Source organism: Bacteroidia bacterium, assembly GCA_025056095.1.
Taxonomy (GTDB): domain Bacteria; phylum Bacteroidota; class Bacteroidia; order JANWVE01; family JANWVE01; genus JANWVE01.
The window spans coordinates 1-21,038 of sequence record JANWVW010000003.1; the positions used below are offsets into that span (position 1 = coordinate 1).

Consider the following 21,038-nt stretch of genomic DNA (forward strand, 5'->3'; position numbering starts at 1 on the left):
AGCGCAGCGAAGTACCGAAGCGAAGCGCAGTGCGGAATGCCCCGACCCTTGCGCAGCAAGGGGCACGCCCAAAAAAACTATCTTTAATCAAACTAACTAAAATGTACAAAAAAGTACCTCTTTGAAGCGCTCTCTTCTTCAAAGTGTGGCAAAAATTGCAAAATACTCAATAGAGCAATAAGTTTAGATAAGTTTTAGCTTGGAACTATCGGCAAAAGTAGTGGTAAGGTTGAGGTACAAAAAAGAAACTACTTCGTTTTTTGACTATTTCTATTTTTGTGGTATGAAAATATTAGTTACGGGGGGAGCGGGCTTTATTGCTTCTCATATTGTAGATAAACTGATTGAAGCAGAACACGAAGTGCACGTAATAGACAATCTTTATACGGGCAAGCGTGAGAACGTGCATCCTAAGGCAATTTTTCACTTTTTGGATATTTTAGATGAGGAGAGTACACAGTTGGTAATACAAGAGAAGTATGAAGTTATTTATCATTTTGCGGCACAAATGGATGTTCGCAAGTCTGTGGATAATCCCGCATTTGATGCCCAAGTAAATATCATCGGGACAATCAACTTATTAGAAGCTGCACTGAAGGCTGGTACAAAAAAATTTATTTTTGCTTCCACAGGTGGGGCAGGCTATGGCGAACAAGAATATTTTCCTGCTGATGAAAAACATCCTATTCAACCGCTCTCGCCCTATGGAATTGCCAAAATGAGCGTAGAAAAGTATTTGTACTACTACTATCAAGTGCATGGATTAGCTTATGTGTCTTTACGTTTAGCCAATATCTATGGACCTCGCCAAAACCCAAAAGGGGAAGCAGGCGTAGTAGCTATATTTTGTCAAAAATTACTTAACGATGAACCTGCTTACATTAACGGTACAGGTCTACAAACTCGCGATTATGTATATGTAAGCGATGTAGTACAAGCTGCTTATTTAGCCCTACATTATCCAAAGTCAGGGGCTTTTAATGTGGGTACAGGAGTGGAAACTAACGTTATCCAAATTTTTGACTATATCAACGAATATACAGGTAAAAGTGCACCTCGGCGCTTTGCACCTGCAAAAAAAGGGGAACAATTTCGTTCTGTGCTTAGTTACCAAAAGATACAACAGGAAATGGGCTGGCAACCTACTGTGGACATTCAAACGGGCTTACAAAAGACTGTACAATGGTTCAAGGATAAACAAAAGAGTCTAAAAGAAGGTTAAGAGGTTGATGAGTGTTAAAAGCGCAAGGTATATCATTTGTTCGTTTTTGCGTGAGGGGCATGGAGCATGCCGTAAGGCAGTGCGAAGCGCAGCGAAGCACCGAAGCGATAGCGCAGTGCGGAATGCCCCGACCCAAGCGTCAGCGCAGGGGCACGCCCAAATAAAAAATATCATACTTTACCTTATATTCTATTTTTTACTTGCATGCTCAAAACCAACCTATACAACCAAAGACTTACCTACCTTGACCTTAACACAAAAAGACCTTGAAGCAGTAGGCTACAAAAACTATCGCCAAGAAAGCCAAATGATTGACGACTTAACTCAAACCTTGCCTTTGGAACAAGAAACACGCACACAAATTAAGTCTCAACTGCAATTTTTTCTCAACCACATTAAAAGCTTAGGCTTCAAAGCAGCTTATTTCAACAGATTTCTGCGAAAAGATAGCGCTATTTCTTTTACCGTCAACTACTATCTGTTCAAAGATGAAAAAAGTGCCATAGAAGGTAAAAATGATATCCTTAAAATTTATGAGCTGCTTACCCCAGGAATGCCCGAAGATGACAAAAATCTGTTTAGAATTTTTGTTGGGCAGCATCTTACTGTTCGCTCTTGGATGCGCAGCACTACCAAAGAATTTTTATGCTTGTTTGTTAGAGATAATTTAGTTATTGCTGTGTATTGTCCCTATTTAGATATGACAGAGCGCATTCTGCGGCTGTCTATTAAACACTTGAAAGACAACCAACAATACGACACCAAAGTGCCTTACCTGCATGTAACTGAACTTTCTGGTCAAATTCCTCGAACAGACTTCATTCCCTCCCCTAATGATAGAACCAGCGGCGTACAAGATAGCCCCGATTTGAGAAAACTTACTGAAAATGTACACCAAGAATGGCTTACATTTTATCATCAAAATGCAGAAGTAGTGCAAAACTTATTAGAAAACATAGCAAGCTTAGTCAATAACAATGAGTTAGAAAAAGTAAAGACCTTAATGTTCCCAGGTCAATCTATTCCTTACTTTGGTTCAAAAAAAATGTTATCTCCTTATGATTCTTTATACAAATACGAAGATTTTTTTCTCAAACGCATAGGTAAACCTATTCAAATTCGTCTGATAGATAAAAAGCCGAATTCCATCCGTTTTGGGCAAACTTTTAGCGCAGGCTACAAGTATCCTGTTATTAGCGAAGTAGAATTTAAAGTACAAGTTCAAGGTCAAAATACAAGTTTAGACATGTATGCAGGTGTGTGCGTAAAAATGAAGCAGATTAGGTTAGTATATTTGCGCGAATCATGAGCAAAATGATATCGTTTAATCGTGGTTTATTTGTTTTTTTCTAATATTGCAAGCGTATTTTTCAATTTTTACTATGGTACAAGATGCAAAAAAACGCAATATAGAGCGTATTGTCTTTTTATCCATTATCGTAGTGTTAGTGATTGCATTAGCTTACACTGCACTTAATCGGCAAAAAGTAATTGAGTACAGAGATAGAGTAGTCAAAGAGCGAGATAGTCTAAAAACCGAAACGATTGACTTGGAAAAAGAATTAGATGAAGTAAATAAGATTGTGATTAGTCAAAAAGGTAGAATAAGAGAGTTAGATTCCATAGTAGCAGCACAAAATGAGTACATTGAGAAACAAAAAGCACAGATCCGTGCGCAAATTCAAAAAGGAAATTTGGATAAAGAACAAATCAAAAGACTAAAAGAGCAAATTGACCAACTCAAATACTACGTAGAAAAATATCAAAACAGAATAGATTCATTGGTTCGTGAAAATAAAGTACTAAAAGCTGACTTAGAGAAGTTTAAGCAAGATAATGAGGAACTTAAACGAAAAACGATAGAAAAAGACGATAAAATTGCAGAATTGGATATAAAAGTTAAAACGGCATCTATTCTGAAAGCAGAGGACTTTAAGTTTAGCATGATAAAGGAAAATGGTAAAGAAGACGATGACCAACCTTTCAAAGCACGTAAAATAAGCAAAATCAAAATGCGCTTTACTATTGCTGAAAATAAAGTTGCGGATAAAGGTGAGCGGACTTTATACATTGTCTATATCAATCCTGATGGTAGCGTAAGCCAAGATATGAACAAAGGCAGTGGAAAAATTAAAACTGTGGATGGTGAGAAAACTTATTCTACCTCAAAAACTATAAACTATACTCAATCTGCCCAAGAAGTATCATTAGTATATGCCAATCCAGTTGAGTATAAGCCTGGAAATCACACCGTAGAAGTGTATGAAAACGGATATTTGATAGGGAAAGGGAGCTTCAAAGTTAAGTAGATTGATCTTATTTTTGTTACCAACGTTTGCTAAAAGTAAAGCTTTTTGCTTTTAAAAATACGATGGTTCTAATTTTTGGCACGGCGTTTGTATACTTACTTACGTTCAATCAATTAACTATGAGTAAGATAGTCAAGCTAAGTGCAATACTTTTAGTAAGTACATTAGCGCTTGTATCTTGTCGCAAAAAAGAAAATCCCAAACAAATTTTGGAAAGTATTCAAGCTGCGGAAGATAATGGAATGATAGAATCGGAATTTGAAAACGCTAAGGATATTTCAGATGTAGAAGCAAATGCGACACCTGGTGTACAACGTACTACTGGGATTCGGCGAGTTTTGTGGGTTCTACCTCAAGACTCTGCAAGGACTTCGGTTACTGTGAGCGACTCAGGCGCTTACAAAAAAATTGAGATAAATTTCGGCAACACTCCTGTAGTTTGTAATGATGGTAAATATCGTAAAGGTATTATTGTGTTTAGAGTAGATACAGGGTTTTACAAAACACTTAATGCTAAAGCTTCTATGACCTTAATTAACTACTACGCTGGTTTTGACAAGTTGAGAATGACCCAATATACAGGTAAAAGAGAGCTGATCAATAATGGCAATAATGCTTCGGGACAACCTCAATTTACTTTGACAGTAACAAACGCTAGTGCTATCACTCCTGATGGCAAAACAATTACTTGGACATCCAACCGAGTTATTACTAAAACAAAAGGCTATACTACTCCGCTCAATCCTTGGGATGATGAGTATTCTGTAACAGGTACAGGATCTGGTGTGAATAGAAATGGAGAAGCTTTTACAGTCAATATCACTACTCCGCTATACAAAAAAGTCAAACTTGGATGTGCAAGTACTTTTGTTACAGGTGTATGGACATTGACACTTACAAGTTCAGGAACAACTATGACGCTTGACTACGATGCTTACGGCGATGGTGCCTGCGATAAGGTTGCCAAAGTTACTATTAACGGTAACGAAAGAATAGTTTATGTAAATTAGAATTGAAGTAATTTTGGTATAGTTTGAAAAACTTTTTGGCGACTCTTGCTCTTTGCAGAGTCGCCAAAATTACATTTAGGTTTTACACAAAGATGCGAAGTATTGATGAAAAAGGGGAATAGTTTCTATTCCCTTGAAATAATTAAATATGCCATAGTGCTCATTTGGGCTATGAATAGCATCGGATTCTAAGCCAAAGCCCATAAGCACGGATTTAATGCCTAATTCTCGTTCAAACAAAGCAACAATAGGAATAGAACCTCCTCCTCGAGTAGGAATGGGCTTTTTACCGAAAGTTGCTTCCATCGCTTTGCTGGCTGCTTGAAAACCTGGGCTATCTATTGGCGTAACCGCAGGATAACCCCCATGGTGATACGTTACCTTGACCTTTACAGTTTTTGGAGCTATGCTAAGAAAATGCTTTTCAAATAATTGACTTATTTCTTGTGGATCTTGGTTAGGCACTAGACGCATAGAAATTTTGGCATAGGCTTTTGAAGGAAGGACCGTTTTTGCACCTTCACCTGTGTAGCCCCCCCAAATACCATTTACGTCCAAAGTAGGGCGAATTGAAGTTTGTTCTAATACTGTATAACCTTTTTCTCCGTTTGTATCAGCAATGCCCAAAGATTTACAATATTCTTCATGGTCAAAAGGCGCTTGATTGATGAAAGCACGTTCTTCTGCACTCAACTCTACTACTTTGTCGTAAAAACCAGGTATAGTAATCCGATTATCTTCATCTTTGAGCGAAGCTATCATTTTGCAAAGTACATTGATAGGGTTATCTACTGCACCACCGAACAAGCCTGAATGTAAATCCCTATTCGGACCTGTAACCTCTACTTCCATGTAAGACAGTCCTCTTAGTCCATACTCAATAGAAGGTATGTCATTAGCAATAATGTGAGTATCCGAGATTAGGACAATATCTGCTTTTAATTTTTGGGCGTTGTTTTTTACGAAGCGATACAAATTATCCGAACCTACCTCTTCTTCACCTTCAATTAAAAATTTGATATTACAAGGAATACCTGTGGTATTCTTCATTACTTCAAAGGCTTTAATATGCATGTAAAATTGCCCTTTATCGTCTGCGGCACCGCGCGCGTAAATTTTTCCATCCTTAATAACAGGTTCAAAAGGTGGTGAGTCCCATAGTTCTAGCGGGTCAGGGGGTTGTACATCATAATGTCCGTAGCATAAAACCGTAGGCGCTTGGGGGTCAATAATATGCTCTGCATAAACAATCGGATGCCCGTCGGTAGGGTATATTTCTACATAATTTACTCCTACCTTTCGTAAAGCATCGGCAGTCCATTCAGCTGCGCGTTTTACTTCATCTTTATATTTAGGGTCTGCGCTTATACTTGGAATTCGTAGCAGAGATAGCAGTTCATCAAGCATTCTTTGCTTGTTAGCTTCAATATAGCTTAGCTGTGCGTTCATAGCTTAAAAGTATAAAATGTTCTTTACTCTGCAAAAAGAATGTTCTAAACATCTTAATCTAAAACTGCCTTAATATACTCTAAAAATGGGCTATTTTCTAATGTATGGTATCTTATGACATACTCTCGGCGGGATTTTCGCCTGCCATTTTTCACATTTTCAATTGCTTCCATGATGCTTTTCTCTAAACTTTGTTCGCAGATATAAAAAGGCGCATCCGAAGGTAAGTAAGCTCTAAGTTCAGGTTCAATCCAAGCAATTACTTCATTTTGGCAGTATATAGCTTCTATGCTTTGTAGTCCATACCAACCAATTACAATTTGGTCTATCAAAATGTCTGATTTTTGAAGTAGCTCAAACAAGCTGTATCTTGTAAGTCCGCACAAGCGGTGGGTAGTGTTTTTGTAGCTTGGGTCTGCTCCGTTAATGTATTCTATTTCAGAGTTTTTGGCACATATTTTTTTCATTACTGCGTTGATATAGTCTGTACCTTTCAAGCTAATGTTAGAAGGTGAATGAACTATTCTAATTTTATCTCGCTGCGGGTACTTTTCGGGCATAATATGTTTAATTTGATTTTCTACATCTTCTAAATCTAACATTACAGGGAAGTACTTTACCTTTTCTTTTGTGTCAAAAAATTCAATCAGGTCAGGAGTAGATACTAATATCAAGTCCGCATATTGCATGGCTAAACGGCATAATTTTTTTTGCCATTCAGTCTGTTTGGGGGGCATATTTTCTAATGTACCTTCTAAATACTCCTGAATATGAGCGTTTTTGTGCTGAACATAAATTTCACTTCTAAGGTCAGAACCTACAAAGTGCATGATAATTTTTTTACCTAGTTTTTTATGCCATCTTAATTCCCAAGCCATTAACTTGCGAGTAAGCAGCGTTTCCCCTGAAATGAAGTACAGAATATCATAGCGAAATAGTGCCACAATAAAAAAGTAGAACGAAATTAACCACTGATTAAACTTTGATAGCTTTTGGTAATCAAAACTGTAAGTGTATTGAGTGTGGTAGTGGTCTTTGGGTACCCTGGATTTGACAAAAGAATGAATTTCTATTTTATCTCCGTATATGCTTTGTAGGTATTTTGTATAGCTGCTGATGCGCCAATTTACATCTACTGCACCAAACAAAATTTTCTTTTTTTTGTTTTTTTTCATACTTCGCAAATATGTAAAAAATGCAAAAGTCTGACTTATTATTAGCTCTAAAAAATAGTTTGTTTTTTTGGGCGTGCCCCTTGCTGACGCAAGGGTCGGGGCATTCCGCACTACGCTATCGCTTCGGTACTTCGCTGCGCTTCGTACTGCCTAACGGCATGCTCCATGCCCCTCACGCAATTGACCTATGCAATCATGTCTTTATCTTGTTTGAGCTTGAAGTACAAGTACTTACAAGCTAAAACTTGGTATATGAAACAAAGAAACAATCGTTTCAGAGATTCCTTGCGTGAGGCATGCGGAGGGCGTGCGTCAGCACGGTGCGCAGCGAAGCGCAGCACCGAAGCGTTAGCGTAGCCCGTAGCACGCCGACCTTGTGGGCATGAGCGCAGCGAAATGCCCACAAGGGCACGCCCAAAAAAATTAAAACTTAACCTTTACTTTGAAAAGTTATACATTTAACATAAAAGTGTATCTTTGTATGTATGCACGCCCTGCTTTTTTTATTCTTTGTACTCTGTGGAGCATCTGCTGTGTGCCAAAATGAAATCCAAAAAGCTCAATTAGCTAAACAATATTTAGATAATCAAGAATTTGACAAAGCTGAACAACTATACAAAGAGCTAATGGAAACTAACAAGCAAGAGGAAAGTTATGTAATGTACTACAATACTTGCCTGGTAGCCCAAAAAAAATATGTAGAATCCGAAAAACTGCTTACTAAAAAAGCAAAGAAAAATCCACTTTATGCGTTAGAATTAGGCTACACCTACTACGAATGGGGTAAAATGACCGATGCAGAACGCACTTGGATGCCCCTGCTCAAACCTAAAAGTGTAAATAAAGACTATTTTGTTACTGTGGGAATGTTTTTTAGTCAAAAAAATTTGCCCTACTGGCAAATACGCACCTATCAAGAAGCACGTAACTACTTCAAAGATGATTATCTTTTTAGTGAAGAACTTATAGAACTCTACGGAGAAACAAAAAACATAACTCAAGCCGTAGCAGAATTTGTACGTTTGCTGAAAAAAAAGCCCAATGAGCTACAAATGGTCCAAACTAAGGTAACCAACATTATCAACTCCGAAGAGGACTTCAAAAAAGCAGAACAAGGAATATTACAAGAGATTGCCCAAGATGAAAATAACACAGTAATGAAAGAACTTTTAATTTGGTTATACCTGCAACACAAGGATTACGAAAATGCACTCATTCAAGCAAAAGCCTTAGACCGATTAAATAAAGAGAGAGGGTATCGTATAGTTGATATTGCCGAAGTAGCTGAACAGAATAAAAACTATCCCGTAGCCATAGAGGCTTACAATTACGTTATTCAGCGCTATCCTAATGACGTATATCACGAAAAAGCATCTATGGGTAAAGCTCGCGTTTCTGAACTACAAGCCACCGAAAAAACTACCATAGACAAAAATGAGATTCAAACGGTTATTCAAAACTATAAAAACCACATACAACAGTTCGGAAAAAACCAAAAAACGGTTGACGCCATGTACAGAATTGCTTACCTCTCTGTATTTTACCTATACGATCTTGACCAAGCTAATAAATACATTGAAGAGATACTTTCTAATTCGGCAGCTGCTTTCAAAAGAGTAGATGCTTTGCTACTCAAAGCTGATATTTGCATCATCAAAGGGGATTTTGATACTGCTGAAAACATTTACATAGAAATACAACAACAAAATAAAGATGCCGTTCAGGCGAATTTAGCAAAGTTCAAACATGCCCAACTTTCGTACTACAAAGGAGAATTTGCATTAGCGAATAGTAGACTAAAAATACTTAAACAAGGCACTCACAACGATATTGCTAACGATGCCCTTAAACTTAGCTTATTCATTCAAGATAATACAATTATGGATAGCAATACTACTGTATTACGGCACTACGCACGCGCGGAATTACTTGATTATCAAAATAAAAAGGAACAAGCTTTACTCTGCTTGGACTCTTTGATACAGAAATATCCTACTCATCCCGTAATAGATGATGCTTGGTTCTTGAAAGCAAAAATTTATACCTCACTTCAAAAGATAGATAAAGCTTTATCCTGCTACCAAGAAATTATGGAAAAATACAGTAACGATATTTTAGCTGATGATGCCATGTACTTAACTGCTAAAATATACGATGAATTTTATCAAGAAAAAGATAAAGCATTAGCTTTGTATCAAGACTTTTTGGCACGTTATCCGGGCAGTTTATACATAACACAAGTTCGTAAGCGTATACGTGAGCTAAGAGGTGAAAAGGTAAATTAAGTCATTTTCTCTGACACTTTTTACATTTTCTTAACGAAAAATCTTATATTTTTGTGGCTATGATAAAATTTCGTAGAAAAGAACAAGATAAACAACAAAATACACAAACAAACTATCAAATAAATATGGCTAATGCATACAATAATCAAAGTGAAGTACCACAGGAAAGTTTACCTAACTCATCTACACAAGAGTCCAAACCTAAAACGCGTAAAGAAATAGAGTTGGAACAGTTAGAAAAACTTAATGCACTTACCACGTCTATTATAGCAGTTTTTTTAGCTGTTACAAGTATTCTCAACAATGCCGCAGGTGATGAATTATTTATCAACTTAGTTAAAACGAATGATAGTTGGAGTTTTTATCAGGCTAAAAGTATCAAACAAAGCTTAGCTGAAAGTGAAAAAGATAAGTTAGAAGTAGACATTATTCAGCGCAAGGATAGTAAAAATCCTGCTGATATAGATATTGTTCAGAAAGAAATCAAAAAAGTAGAGTACTATAAGGCTAAAATTGCTGAATATAAAAGAGAAAAACAAGAAATTGAAAAAGAAGCAAGAAAATATGAAAGGGAATACCAAAATGCTGATGCAAAATCGGATAAATACGATATTGCGGAAGGCTTATATCAGTTAGCTTTAGTTTTATCTCCTATTTCATTGGTAGCTCGCAATTACCGATTGTGGATATTGAGCTGTATTGTAGGCGTAATTGCGTTAGGATTTAGCATATATGCTTTTATGATGCCGTAGAAGTACTTAGCGCTACGTTTTTTTCTGCTTGTTCTCTCTGTTTTTGTACGCGCCCTGCAATCAAGATACTTACTTCATATAAAAGCAACATGGGTATGGCTACAATCAATTGAGTTATCATATCTGTGGTAGGCGTAATCAGTGCAGAGAGAATAAATATCCCTAAAATTGCATGTTTTCTATAATGGCGCATAAAAGGTGGGGTCATTATTCCTACCTTAGCTAAAAAGTAAATTATCAAGGGCATTTGAAAAATTAGTCCAAAAGCAAAAGTAAGTAGAGCTACCACAGAAATATAGTCGCCCAAATGGAACATATTTTTTACGGTATGTGCATCATCTACGCTGTATTGTACTAAAAAGCTCAATGAAACAGGCGTAATGATAAAATATCCAAATAATAATCCTGCTATGAATAAAAAAGTAGCATATCCAACTACTCCACGTGTAGCTTTTATTTCATGAGGGTATAAACCTGGTTTTACGAATTGCCATAATTGCCAAAAAATGAATGGAAAGCCCAAAATAAAACCTACATAAATGGACACTAAAAGGTGTGAAGTAAATTGTCCTGTGAGAGTAGTGCTTACTAGTGGAAAGTCAGGTGCAGCATAAGAAACGCCGATTTTTCTCAGTATTTGGTAGGTAAGAAAAGTTTGTTTTTTAGGCGCAAAAATAATGTATCCAAAAATGTAGTTCTTCATAGCAAAAGCAGCAATAGTAAAAATAACCCAACCAATCAGTCCCCTTATAATTGCCCATCGTAACTCTTCTAAATGTTCTAAAAATGACATCTCATCATCAAATTGAGTTTTCTTCTTTCTAAACCAACCCATACCTTTGCAAAGATATGAAATATGGTTGTATATTTTTGATAATGTGCATGTTTTATGCTTGCAGTACAAACCAGAATACCATTCCTGTAGAGCTAAGTGAAGGAGAGATATTTTTTCAGACTATAAAACAAACACCTTTTCAAAAAGATACCACATTTATTTTGCTTGTTATTAAAGGCAATAAAGTAAAAACGCTTTACATCAATCAAAGACCTCATTTTGCAACGCTTCGCACTTGCCATAAGGATACAGTTCAAGATATTTACCTTCAAAATAATGTTAGAAAAACAGCACTACGAGTAGATACTCTAAATAGAAAAAAAATAGTTTTTAGTGCTCTTACTAAGAAGGATACCTTATTTTGGGATATACCTGCTGTAATCTACTTTTACACAGAAAAAGACAAAAAATTTAAGTTCATAACTTGGAAAGATATCCGTATTTCTGCTTGGATTGTACAGGATTTGCCCATGTTGTCGGAATATATTTTGGACCAATTTCCTGTGTGCATAGTTGTAGATTCTGCAAATGAGAAAACATTTACTCAAATTATTCGGATAGAGCAGAAGGATATTGCAGAAATAGAGTTTGAGTACAAATTTTAATTTAGAGTGCTTATTCTTTCCACATACAATTCATCTTTGACACACACTACGGTAAGCAAGTGCAAATATGGTCTGTTTTGCAAATGCTTATCCTGCTCATAATACCTCAAAATCTGCGCTCGCGCTTCGGCTTTGACCTTGTCAAGCTCCCCCTCCTGACCTTTCTTTAAGTACTTTAACTCTATCACAAACTCATGATGCTCATATACATTACTTGACTTCCTCAACAACATCAAATCAGGATAACCCTGCCTTACCTCCCGCTCACTGACCACCTCAAAAATGTCCGCTAACATCAAATAAGCTATCAACACCATCTTAATCTGCTTCTCACTAAACTCAATAAAGTCCCTGTTAGAAAGCCCCTCCAATACCTCACCTATTAACCTAAAAAACTCCTCATACGAACCACTCCTTGCCATCTCCTCTATCGCCTTGTCTATCTTGCGAACTTTACTCTTTACCCCTGCTTCCCGCGTAAGCACATACCCATAATACTGCCAATACAACTTCTCTATCACTCGGTTAGGTATCCTGAACTTTATCCTACCTGTAACATCTACCCCCTCTATGGTCAAGTTCCCTAAATACGCCAAAAAGTTAATCAACTCCTCTGAACCAAAATCATGGCTAAAACTAAACTGTGAAATCAGCGGCGCCGTAACATAGCCCTTTTCTAATACCTCTCTCAACACTTGCTTATTCTCTTCAAAATTGACAACTTCAAACATCTGTCTAAGCTTGTGATAGTCAGGTGCAATGTTGGTATCTAACAAATTATCAGGAGCTTTTTGAGTAGTACTAAATGCTTTTAAGTAGTACAGAACCATATCCGAGTTGTAGATGCTTTCTCTGGAATGTATGCTGAACTTGTAGCCATTGTACCATTCTCTCATTTCTTGCAGGACTTCATCTTCACGACTTGGGTCTTGCAGAGTTAAACGGACAAGTTCTTTTACTTCATTTTCTGTAAAACCGAGCATGGTGTCAAATTCGGGACTGTGGGTAAGGTCTGTGAGAATGTTAAATCCACTGGTCAGAGCGTCTAAGGTTAAGGGAGATACGCCTGTGATAAATACTCTATCTACTACCCCTTGTTGCGTTGCAGCTTTGATGACTTCGTAAAACTTTCGGACATAACCTTGCTTGGATACACTGTCAATAAACTCCTCTACGCTTCGGTAGAGAATGTCGTTAGTAAAATGGTCATATTCATCAAAAAGCAGGTAAATGGGCTTGTCGTTAGGGTAATAATCAAAAAAGTACTTAATTTTTTGTTCGGCATCTGCCGCATTAAAGATGTGTTCCGAAGCTTCTTTGGTTAAAATTGAGTATCGTATTTGGAAGTTATTCAGGCTACTTTGTACGGAGACACTGAAACCTCTTTTTGCTTTTTCTTTTGTTTCGGTGTCTATGCCACTAAAGTCAAATTTGAGAATTCTGTACTGGTTATGCAAGGGCGTAGGGTTTTTACCAATGTAGTATTTACCAAAAAGTTGCTGAAATTTGTGTGATTGGTTAGTGTCATAGTAGTATTCTAAAATAGAAAGCCATAAACTCTTGCCAAATTTACGCGGGCGCAAAAATGCTACGTTTCTTTCTTTAGTGTATTCTAATTTCTCTATGAAAGTTGTTTTGTCTACAAATACGTAGTCATCTTTGACTAAAATTTCAAAGTTACTTACGCCATACGGGAAATATACCTTTGTCATGCTACAAAGGTAAAGATTTACAAAATAATAAATTCTTGATTTCGTTTTAATTATAGCATTATTTTCTTCGTACATAATAAAAGCGATTGCTTGCGTATTTTTACAGTATGAATAAAATACTTATTACTTGTGCAAATAGGACTACTCCGTATTTAGCGCAGGAAATAGAGCAGTTAGGTTTTTCTGTAGTATCTGAATATCCTTCCGCGGTTGAAATACAAGGAACTTTTCATGATACTTATACCTTGAATTTACATTTAAGGACAGCCAACAGAGTTTTATACTGGATTAAAGATTTTGTGGCGTTTAACGCAGAAGATTTGTATGCAAAAGTTTTAGAGATACCTTGGGAAAAGTATCTCAATCCCGAAAGCTATCTTACAGTGGATTCTATTGTAGATAATCCTACTATCATTAATTCATTGTATCCAAATGTAAAATGTAAAGATGCGATTGTAGATCGAATGAGTCAAAAGATAGGCAAAAGACCGAATTCAGGTCCTGAACCTAAGGGTGCCGTAGTGTTTTTATATTGGAAGAATAATGATGTGAGCGTATATTTAGATACGTCAGGAGAGGTTTTGTCTAAACATAGCTACAGAAAATATCCTTTTCAAGCACCTTTACAGGAAAGTTTAGCGGCATCTATCATATTAGCAGCAGAGTGGGATAAGAATACCCATTTTATTAACCCCATGACAGGAAGCGGAACATTAGCAATAGAAGCTGCAATGATGGCACTTAACAAACCGCCAGGTATTTTAAGGAACAATTTTGCTTTTATGCACTATCAAGAATTTGATAAAAAAATATGGTCAGCTATACGTAGAAAAGCTAATGCAGCTGTCAAAAAGAACTTAGATATTAAAATTATTGCCACAGATATCAATCCTGATGCTATACAAGCAGCCCAAGCAAATGCAGCTATTGCAGGTGTACAACAATACATTCAATTCAAGGTATGTGATTTCAGACAAACTCCTATTCCCCAAGATAAAAAAGGAATAATTATATTTAACCCTGAATACGGAATGCGGTTAGGACAAGAAGAAAATTTGAAAAACACTTACCAAGCTATTGGAGATTTCTTGAAGCAGAAATGCCAAGGCTATACAGGATATATTTTTACGGGTAATGACACATTAACAAAATACATAGGGCTGCATGCCAGTAAGAAAATTCCTTTTTATAATGCTAAAATTGAATGCAAGCTCTTAAAGTACGAATTATACGAAGGTAGTAAAAATAAGTAACTGAAAAAAGATATGTACACTTAGGGAAGCTGTAGCCATTTTTTTAAGTATTGTTTTTGCTTCGCTGTTTGAGTGTCTAATGGGATAAAAATACCATCCTCATATTTTATTCCAACTAATTCTGCATACTTTGCATAATTTGGTTTGTTGTATTTTTCAAAATAATTTTGGAAGAAGCGAAGAATTTCAGGGTTAGTTTGTTCTGCAATTGCAGGGATGAGTTCTTGTTCAGTAAAAGGTCGTTCTTTGTCAAATTTTTTACTTAGAGACTTTATAACTTGTAAAAGATTTTTTTCTCCTTGAGTTTGGGCAATAATTTCAATATCTAAGCAAAACATCAGCAGTACCCCATAGTCAAAAAAATAGCTAAACAAGTCGTAAGGATTAGGATACTCGGCTATATGTAAGCTCAAACTATTAAGAGGGACACCTTCGGGATAGTTTTTCGCTAATGATACTTTTTTACTCAACCATGAGCATAAACGGTGTAAATCATAGTTATTGTCTATTAGAAGAGTAATATAGTGAGGAAAGCTTGTATAAAACCAGTTATGGGCAGTAGGTACGCTTTTTTGAAAATCAAAATCTACTAAGTAACTACTAGGTAGATTAGCATTTAGAGAAGCATAAACAAGGTTATAGCAAAGTAGCTGTTGCATACGCTTGAGATAAGGAGTACCCAGTGGATGATACTCATGCATATCTTCAGGTATATGGATAACTGAGCAGTGAGTATGCTCGGTGGCCCCAAAAGCTCCGATATCTCTTAATTGTCTATTTTGTGGATCTGCTTTCCGAAGAAGTAGAATCAAGTGATATTGTCTATTGATAGGGTATTGTAAATAGTTCTGTACGCCAGTTAGCACGTTTTTAATGATATGTCTTACTGTGTCTTTTGGGTAGTTGTAGTTAGCATATATGGAGGTTACACACTCTATTTTATCTTGCTTTATAGATATTGTATCTAGCTTAGCCGTAGCAATGATTGGATTATCTACTAAACGATTGTAATTGGGGGACAAAAAGAGAGTATAGTGTTCTTTTTTTTCTTGAATGAATAAGGAAGAATACACATGCCATTGTTGAGAATGAAGGATTTTAATATGAAAAGGTATATTTTGATAATTTTCAAAATATCCGAAAAAGCCCCCTGCATTGATAAGCAGACAATCTATGTCTATATTTGTCCCTGATGCACCAAATACGTAGTTTTTATCTTCTATCAAGTCCCAGGTATCTTCTACCATATATTCAATCATGTAAATATCTTGTGCATTAAAAATGAGATACGTGTTAATATCCTTCTGAGTGAATTTAAGGTATTCGCCCTTAGCATTTTTAACTGAAAACTTAGAAATGAATCTACCATAATTTATAGGCGCATAATTATTGGGAATATAAGCAGGGAAGTAAAAATGAATTTGTTTTTGATTTATTTTTGGGCATTTCAAAACAACTTTAACCTGGTCGTTTTGTATTTTGGTAGCATCCAATTCATATAAGTAAAAAGGCTGGGCTGATACAGAACAAAAAAAATATAAAACAAAGATTAGATAGATTGAGTTTAGCTCAACTTTCATGCTCAAAGATAGCAAATCGTTTGAGATAACGATTTTTTTATGACTTTTTTTTCAAATTCAGGAATTTGGTTTTGTCTGATATACAATTCCTTAATATGCTTCATTTGTTTAATACAAGGCGGTAAAGCTTTTATGTTGTTATTGCTTAAAGTTAAGACTTCTAACGCTGTTAGTCCTTCAATACTTTCAGGTAATAAGTTAATTTCGTTTTCACTTAAACCTAAATAGCGAAGGTTTTTGAGATTTCCAATTTCAGGGGGGACCTTTTTGATAAAGTTTTCGTCTAAACAAAGCATGTTCAAGCGAGCAAGTAGACCAATTTCAGCAGGTAGGGTAGTAATTGCATTGCGTATTAAGTTAAGTTCAGTTAAATTTTGTAACATTCCGATTGTATGCGGTATACTTTGGATAAAATTGTGATTAAGAATTAAGACTTCTAATTGTTCAAGCTTGTATATTTCCACAGGAATTTCTTTAATCTCATTGTAGCTTAGGTTAAGATACTTGAGGTTACGAAACTGAAAAATTTCGTTAGGAAACGCGGTTAGTCTTTCGTTTCTCAAAGTAAGCTTATATACTTGTTCAGGATTTTTCAGTGCTTCGCGCAAAGAAGTATATTCGTACAAATCTGTATGAGGGGCGTTTAGCTCTTTTGGAGATTGCCCGTATAAGTTCAACCAAGTCCATAATAGCCACCAACTAACGACACCAAGTAGGTATTTCATATTGTACGAAAATAGTATATTTTTCTCATAGTTCAAAAATTATAGCAGGATATTTAGATTTTTTTGTACAAGCTACTGATAATCAAATAGAAAAATTTAATGCTTTTCTTTTTTAAGCGTTGGTGAATAGATAAATTCTATCAGGTTAAATAGGTAAAAATTTGTCCTGTTTTTAGAGATAAAATCAGATTTTTCTATTTTTGTAAATCTAATTCATTTACTTTTGACAATCAATTAGCATAGATAAAACTATGAAAAAGCACATTCTGATTTTAATTTTATTTAGTTGGCTTTGCAGCTTGCAGACTATTTTAGCTCAACAAAGTAAAATTACTAACGCAGGCATTCACCTAAACAACGGAGAATTTGAGGAAGCATTAAAAAATGTAGATGAGGCGTTAGCGAATGAGTCTACTAAAAACGAACCTAAGGCTTACTTTTATAGAGTAAGAGCTTTGGTAGGTATCGCTGGTAATCCCAAGTTGTTTGCCAAGTATCCTAATGCTGGTGAAGAGGCTTATCAAGCCTACAAAAAAACTATGGAATTAGACACTAAGGGGAAATATAAAGAGGATTTAGTAAAAATTTACGTTCCACAAATTTCTTTAATTTTATTTAATGGAGCGCTTACAGAACTCAAAGAAAAAAAGTACAATACAGCTAAGGAAAAGCTCAAAAAAGTAGCCGACATGAATCCTTTAGATGTAAAAAAACCTGTTTCTTTGCAGTATCACACTGTACTTGGACAGGCAGCTTATTTTGATGGGGATTTTACCTTAGCCAAAGCCACACTTTCTCAATTAGTAGAGAAAAATGCTGAGGACCCTACTGCTTATTTAACTTTATCTAACATCTACAATCAAGAGAAAAATTTTGAACAAGCTTTATCTATTCTTCAAAAAGGTAAATCTGTCAATGAAGCTCTTATTGCTAAAATTAACAAAAGCATAGACAGTATAAAATCAACTAAGGGCTTCAACGAAAAAGATCCTACCTACAAATTTCTTAAAGAAGGACTAGATGCTTGTATTGCTAACAAAGTACGCATGCGTAATGAAGAATTTAATATTTATATCCGCCAAGGCACAATTGACCAAAAAATCAACGAGCTTAAACAAGAAGTAGAAAAGGACCCAAATGATGTAGCACTTCGTTATTTGTACGGCAAAGTTTCTGAACCCAAAGATAAAGACAAAGCTGAAATTAGCGCCTTCAAAACCTCAATTGAGCAATACAAAAAAGTAATAGAGCTCAATCCTACCTACTTTGATGCTCTATACGATTTGGGTGCTATTTACTTACGAGAAGGTAAACGTTTACATGATGCCGCAGAAGAGCTTTTCTTAAAAGATAAGGCTAAATCTGAAGAAATGGAGAAAAGTTCAAAAGAACATTTCAACATAGCTTTGGGCTATCTAGAAAGGGCTAACGAAATTCAGCCCCGAAACGCTGATTTAATCAATGCTTTACGTAGTTTGTACATTAGCAGTGGACAAATTGAGAAGGCTAATTTAGTCAAATGTCGGATTGATCCAAATTGCACACAAAGGCTTTATTCTCGCAAACAATTAGAAAATATGCTCGTTGGTAAGAAGAGAGAAGTAATGACCCAAGAAATAGGTAACCCCAAGGACCCTAATGGCAAAAAGAATCCTGATGGTACGGTATCCGTTTTTTATGAACGTATTAGCTATGACGGAGATAACTTTAAGAATCCTGATGCGCAGATGGAAGTTATTTTTGACGGTGCAAAAATTAAGGAACTTAAATTTCAGTAATAGTTACACATACTCAAAAAGATGTTATAGGCTTAGCCATTTACTAATAAGTTCATAGATCCTTATTGTCCAAATGTGATACAGTTTGGCACTGAATTTTGTATCTTTGTATATGTACTTGTGCAGATTACTTGTAGTTTGTGCTGTGATAACCATTACTGCTTGTGATTCGCCCAGAAATAGTACAAAGTCCCCTAAAAAAGAAGTAGTTTTAGTAGAGGGAAACTTTAAGATTACAGAAATATCCGATAAAAATTTGATTAAGATACAAGGACCTATTAGGACCTTTGAAGAGCTTTCTATTGTAGTTAATCCTGCTAATCCTGACTATTGGACAGGTGGCGCTCAAGTACCTCTCTACTATTTTACTACCCCTGACAATGGTAAAACTTGGAAATACAACCGTATTCGTAATAGAAACATAAATGTTTTAGGAGACCCTGCTCTAACTGCAGATAAAGAAGGTAATGTGTACATGGTTTATATTGGGGGATGGAAAGACTCGGGCATTTTTTGCCAAGTCTCTACGGATAAAGGACTAACTTTTCCAGGTAAAAGCACAGATGTACTTGCCCACAAAGGTTTAGTTCCTTTTGAGGATAAAGCCTATCCTTGCGCAGACCTAACTGATAATCCCCAAACACAGAATAATATCTACATAGCATGGACACAATTTAGTCGGTACAGAGGGCTAAAAGAATGGGACGAAATGTATAAGGGTACAAAAGATAGCAGTATCATTCTTTTTGCTCGTTCAACAGATAGAGGTAAAACTTTTTCTAAACCTATTCGCTTAGATACCAAAGCAGGTAGCGCTGCAGATGATGATCACACAAATGAAGGTGCTATGCCCGCAGTAGGTCCCAATGGAGAAGTATATGTTTCTTGGGCTTGCGATGAAAATATCTACTTTGTAAAATCATTGGATGCAGGACAAACTTTTACCAAGCCCATAGTAGCTACTAATATTGTAGGGGGTTGGAACATTACCATTCCAGGATTAGACCGAAGCAATGGAATGCCTGTAATAGGTTGCGATATTGCGCCCAACAGCCGTTACAGGGGTACTATTTATATCAATTGGGTGGATACTCGCAACGGAATAGATAATACAGATGTATTTATTGTGAAATCTACCGATGGTGGAAAGACATGGAGCAAACCCATTCGGGTCAATCAAGATAAAACAAGAAGTTACCAATTTTTAACTTGGATGTCTGTTGATCCCATCACAGGGTATATTTACTGCGTATTTTATGACCGAAGCCGTACCAAAGGTAATGCCACAGAAGTGATTTTAGCTGTTTCTAGAGATGGAGGGGAAACTTGGACAAATGAGTTTATATCTGAAAAACCTTTTACACCTTACGAAACAGACTTTTTTGGGGATTATATTGGCATATCTGCTTATGCAGGTAGAGTGCGCCCTTTTTGGATGCATTGGGAAAATCATGAATCAGTTCTGTATATTAAAAAATATGATGAACCTAACCTTACTTTTCAGCCAAAACAATAAGCCCTGTACCTGTGGAGTTATTTTGATGAAGGTCTATCCAATTGAGTACAAAGCAAATGGGAAAAAATATCAAGTAATAAAACGGTAAAAGGATAAAAAACCATTTACTTTTATTGAGCAGCAAAAGAGGATATTTCATAGAAAGACGCCAAGATATTTTACCATACGTGCCGTAAGAATAGAGCACTTCTACTTTTGAAAAACCTGCTTTAAGCAGCTTTTGAGTAATATCTTTCTTGTTGTAACCTTCACGAACATGCTCTTCAATAAAAGAGGTATCGCCTTCTTGATGCACGTCGCTTCCACCTTCATCTGATGGGGTTGAGATAAAGAGTTTTCCGCCTTTTTTAAGTGAGATAGCAAAATTTTGGAATACTTGTTCATCAGGTAAGATATGTTCCATTACATCAATAGATAGAATTGCATCAAACGTATCAGGTTTTTGATAAGTAATTAAGTCTTCTACATAAAATTTAACCTTGTCTGACTTACCTATTTTTTCAAAAAATTGATTACAGTCGCGAATTTGCTCTTCTTTTACGTCTACTGCTGTAATTTGCCATAGGTTGCTCATTTTAGAAAGAGTATAAGTGTATTGACCAAAGCCACAACCTGCATCAAGAATGTGTATAGGTTTGTTTTTTTTATCTTTTGCCCATGTTTTTACATGTTTGTAAATATGCCATGCGCGCAATAAAAGCAAGTTGAGTAGCTTGTAGAATAGTTTGCGTAGAAATGGAGTTTTGTTGAATACCTTTCCTAATGATTTTTTTATAGGGTCGTAGTGCATGGGGCAAAAATAGGTACATTTATGGGAATTTTGAAGTAGTCT

General features: G+C 36.0%; 18 protein-coding genes. 10 read left to right on the top strand and 8 right to left on the bottom strand.

The features are described from left to right. Positions 1 to 283: 283 nt before the first annotated feature. The 4 genes from NZ519_00410 (at position 284) to NZ519_00425 (ending at position 4,541) form a co-directional block, all read left to right on the top strand. Positions 284 to 1,222, top strand: coding sequence for a GDP-mannose 4,6-dehydratase (locus tag NZ519_00410; protein MCS7027202.1), 939 nt, complete (start codon positions 284 to 286; stop codon positions 1,220 to 1,222). 46 nt (positions 1,223 to 1,268) lie between these two features. Continuing rightward, entirely contained in the window at positions 1,269 to 2,531 is a 1,263-nt protein-coding gene (locus NZ519_00415) for a hypothetical protein (GenBank protein ID MCS7027203.1), read from the top strand. Positions 2,532 to 2,604: 73 nt separating this feature from the next. Further along, on the top strand, positions 2,605 to 3,531 hold the full coding sequence (locus NZ519_00420; protein ID MCS7027204.1) for an Atg14 domain-containing protein: 927 nt from the start codon (positions 2,605 to 2,607) through the stop codon (positions 3,529 to 3,531). A 62-nt stretch (positions 3,532 to 3,593) separates the two neighbouring features. Next, a complete protein-coding gene (locus tag NZ519_00425) occupies positions 3,594 to 4,541 on the top strand; it encodes a hypothetical protein (protein MCS7027205.1) in 948 nt (315 codons plus the stop codon). A gap of 75 nt (positions 4,542 to 4,616) precedes the next feature. Here the strand turns inward: NZ519_00425 and NZ519_00430 are convergent, their stop codons facing one another. The 3 genes from NZ519_00430 to NZ519_00440 all read right to left on the bottom strand — a co-directional run bounded on the left by NZ519_00430 (position 4,617) and on the right by NZ519_00440 (position 7,569). Next, on the bottom strand, positions 4,617 to 5,990 hold the full coding sequence (locus NZ519_00430; protein MCS7027206.1) for a dipeptidase: 1,374 nt from the start codon (positions 5,988 to 5,990) through the stop codon (positions 4,617 to 4,619). 53 nt (positions 5,991 to 6,043) lie between these two features. Beyond that, on the bottom strand, positions 6,044 to 7,276 hold the full coding sequence (locus NZ519_00435) for a hypothetical protein (GenBank protein ID MCS7027207.1): 1,233 nt from the start codon (positions 7,274 to 7,276) through the stop codon (positions 6,044 to 6,046). A 74-nt stretch (positions 7,277 to 7,350) separates the two neighbouring features. Further along, positions 7,351 to 7,569 carry a hypothetical protein gene (locus NZ519_00440; GenBank protein MCS7027208.1) on the bottom strand — a complete coding sequence of 73 codons (219 nt, stop codon included), beginning with the start codon at positions 7,567 to 7,569 and terminating at the stop codon, positions 7,351 to 7,353. Between the two features lie 81 nt (positions 7,570 to 7,650). Between NZ519_00440 and NZ519_00445 the strand changes: the two genes are divergently transcribed. Both NZ519_00445 and NZ519_00450 read left to right on the top strand, forming a co-directional pair. Continuing rightward, positions 7,651 to 9,450: a tetratricopeptide repeat protein gene (locus tag NZ519_00445; protein MCS7027209.1), complete on the top strand. Its 1,800-nt coding sequence runs from the start codon at positions 7,651 to 7,653 to the stop codon at positions 9,448 to 9,450. Between the two features lie 59 nt (positions 9,451 to 9,509). After that, entirely contained in the window at positions 9,510 to 10,202 is a 693-nt protein-coding gene (locus NZ519_00450) for a DUF4337 domain-containing protein (protein ID MCS7027210.1), read from the top strand. Here the strand turns inward: NZ519_00450 and tatC are convergent. After that, positions 10,189 to 11,037 (bottom strand): twin-arginine translocase subunit TatC, encoded by an 849-nt coding sequence (tatC, locus tag NZ519_00455; protein ID MCS7027211.1) that lies wholly within the window; start codon positions 11,035 to 11,037, stop codon positions 10,189 to 10,191. The two genes, NZ519_00450 and tatC, sit on opposite strands and share 14 nt — an antisense overlap. 14 nt (positions 11,038 to 11,051) lie before the next feature. Here tatC and NZ519_00460 point away from each other — a divergent pair, with 14 nt between their 5' ends. Further along, the gene (locus NZ519_00460; protein ID MCS7027212.1) at positions 11,052 to 11,642 is read left to right on the top strand and encodes a hypothetical protein; all 591 of its coding nucleotides are present in this window, start codon (positions 11,052 to 11,054) and stop codon (positions 11,640 to 11,642) included. Here NZ519_00460 and NZ519_00465 read toward each other — a convergent pair. After that, positions 11,639 to 13,354 carry an ATP-binding protein gene (locus tag NZ519_00465; protein ID MCS7027213.1) on the bottom strand — a complete coding sequence of 572 codons (1,716 nt, stop codon included), beginning with the start codon at positions 13,352 to 13,354 and terminating at the stop codon, positions 11,639 to 11,641. The two genes, NZ519_00460 and NZ519_00465, sit on opposite strands and share 4 nt — an antisense overlap. A 107-nt stretch (positions 13,355 to 13,461) precedes the next feature. Between NZ519_00465 and NZ519_00470 the strand changes: the two genes are divergently transcribed. Next, entirely contained in the window at positions 13,462 to 14,607 is a 1,146-nt protein-coding gene (locus tag NZ519_00470) for a class I SAM-dependent RNA methyltransferase (protein MCS7027214.1), read from the top strand. A 20-nt stretch (positions 14,608 to 14,627) separates the two neighbouring features. On the opposite strand, the gene NZ519_00475 is transcribed toward NZ519_00470, so the two are convergent. Continuing rightward, positions 14,628 to 16,187 (bottom strand): hypothetical protein, encoded by a 1,560-nt coding sequence (locus NZ519_00475; protein MCS7027215.1) that lies wholly within the window; start codon positions 16,185 to 16,187, stop codon positions 14,628 to 14,630. A 2-nt stretch (positions 16,188 to 16,189) separates the two neighbouring features. Further along, positions 16,190 to 16,912, bottom strand: a complete 723-nt coding sequence (locus tag NZ519_00480) for a leucine-rich repeat domain-containing protein (GenBank protein ID MCS7027216.1) — start codon at positions 16,910 to 16,912, stop codon at positions 16,190 to 16,192. A 251-nt stretch (positions 16,913 to 17,163) separates the two neighbouring features. Here NZ519_00480 and NZ519_00485 point away from each other — a divergent pair, with 251 nt between their 5' ends. Together NZ519_00485 and NZ519_00490 are read left to right on the top strand one after the other, a co-directional pair. Next, positions 17,164 to 18,690, top strand: a complete 1,527-nt coding sequence (locus tag NZ519_00485) for a tetratricopeptide repeat protein (GenBank protein MCS7027217.1) — start codon at positions 17,164 to 17,166, stop codon at positions 18,688 to 18,690. Positions 18,691 to 18,802: 112 nt separating this feature from the next. Further along, on the top strand, positions 18,803 to 20,206 hold the full coding sequence (locus NZ519_00490) for a glycoside hydrolase (protein ID MCS7027218.1): 1,404 nt from the start codon (positions 18,803 to 18,805) through the stop codon (positions 20,204 to 20,206). On the opposite strand, the gene NZ519_00495 is transcribed toward NZ519_00490, so the two are convergent. Beyond that, positions 20,184 to 20,996: a class I SAM-dependent methyltransferase gene (locus NZ519_00495; protein MCS7027219.1), complete on the bottom strand. Its 813-nt coding sequence runs from the start codon at positions 20,994 to 20,996 to the stop codon at positions 20,184 to 20,186. The two genes, NZ519_00490 and NZ519_00495, sit on opposite strands and share 23 nt — an antisense overlap. Positions 20,997 to 21,038 lie beyond the last annotated feature (42 nt).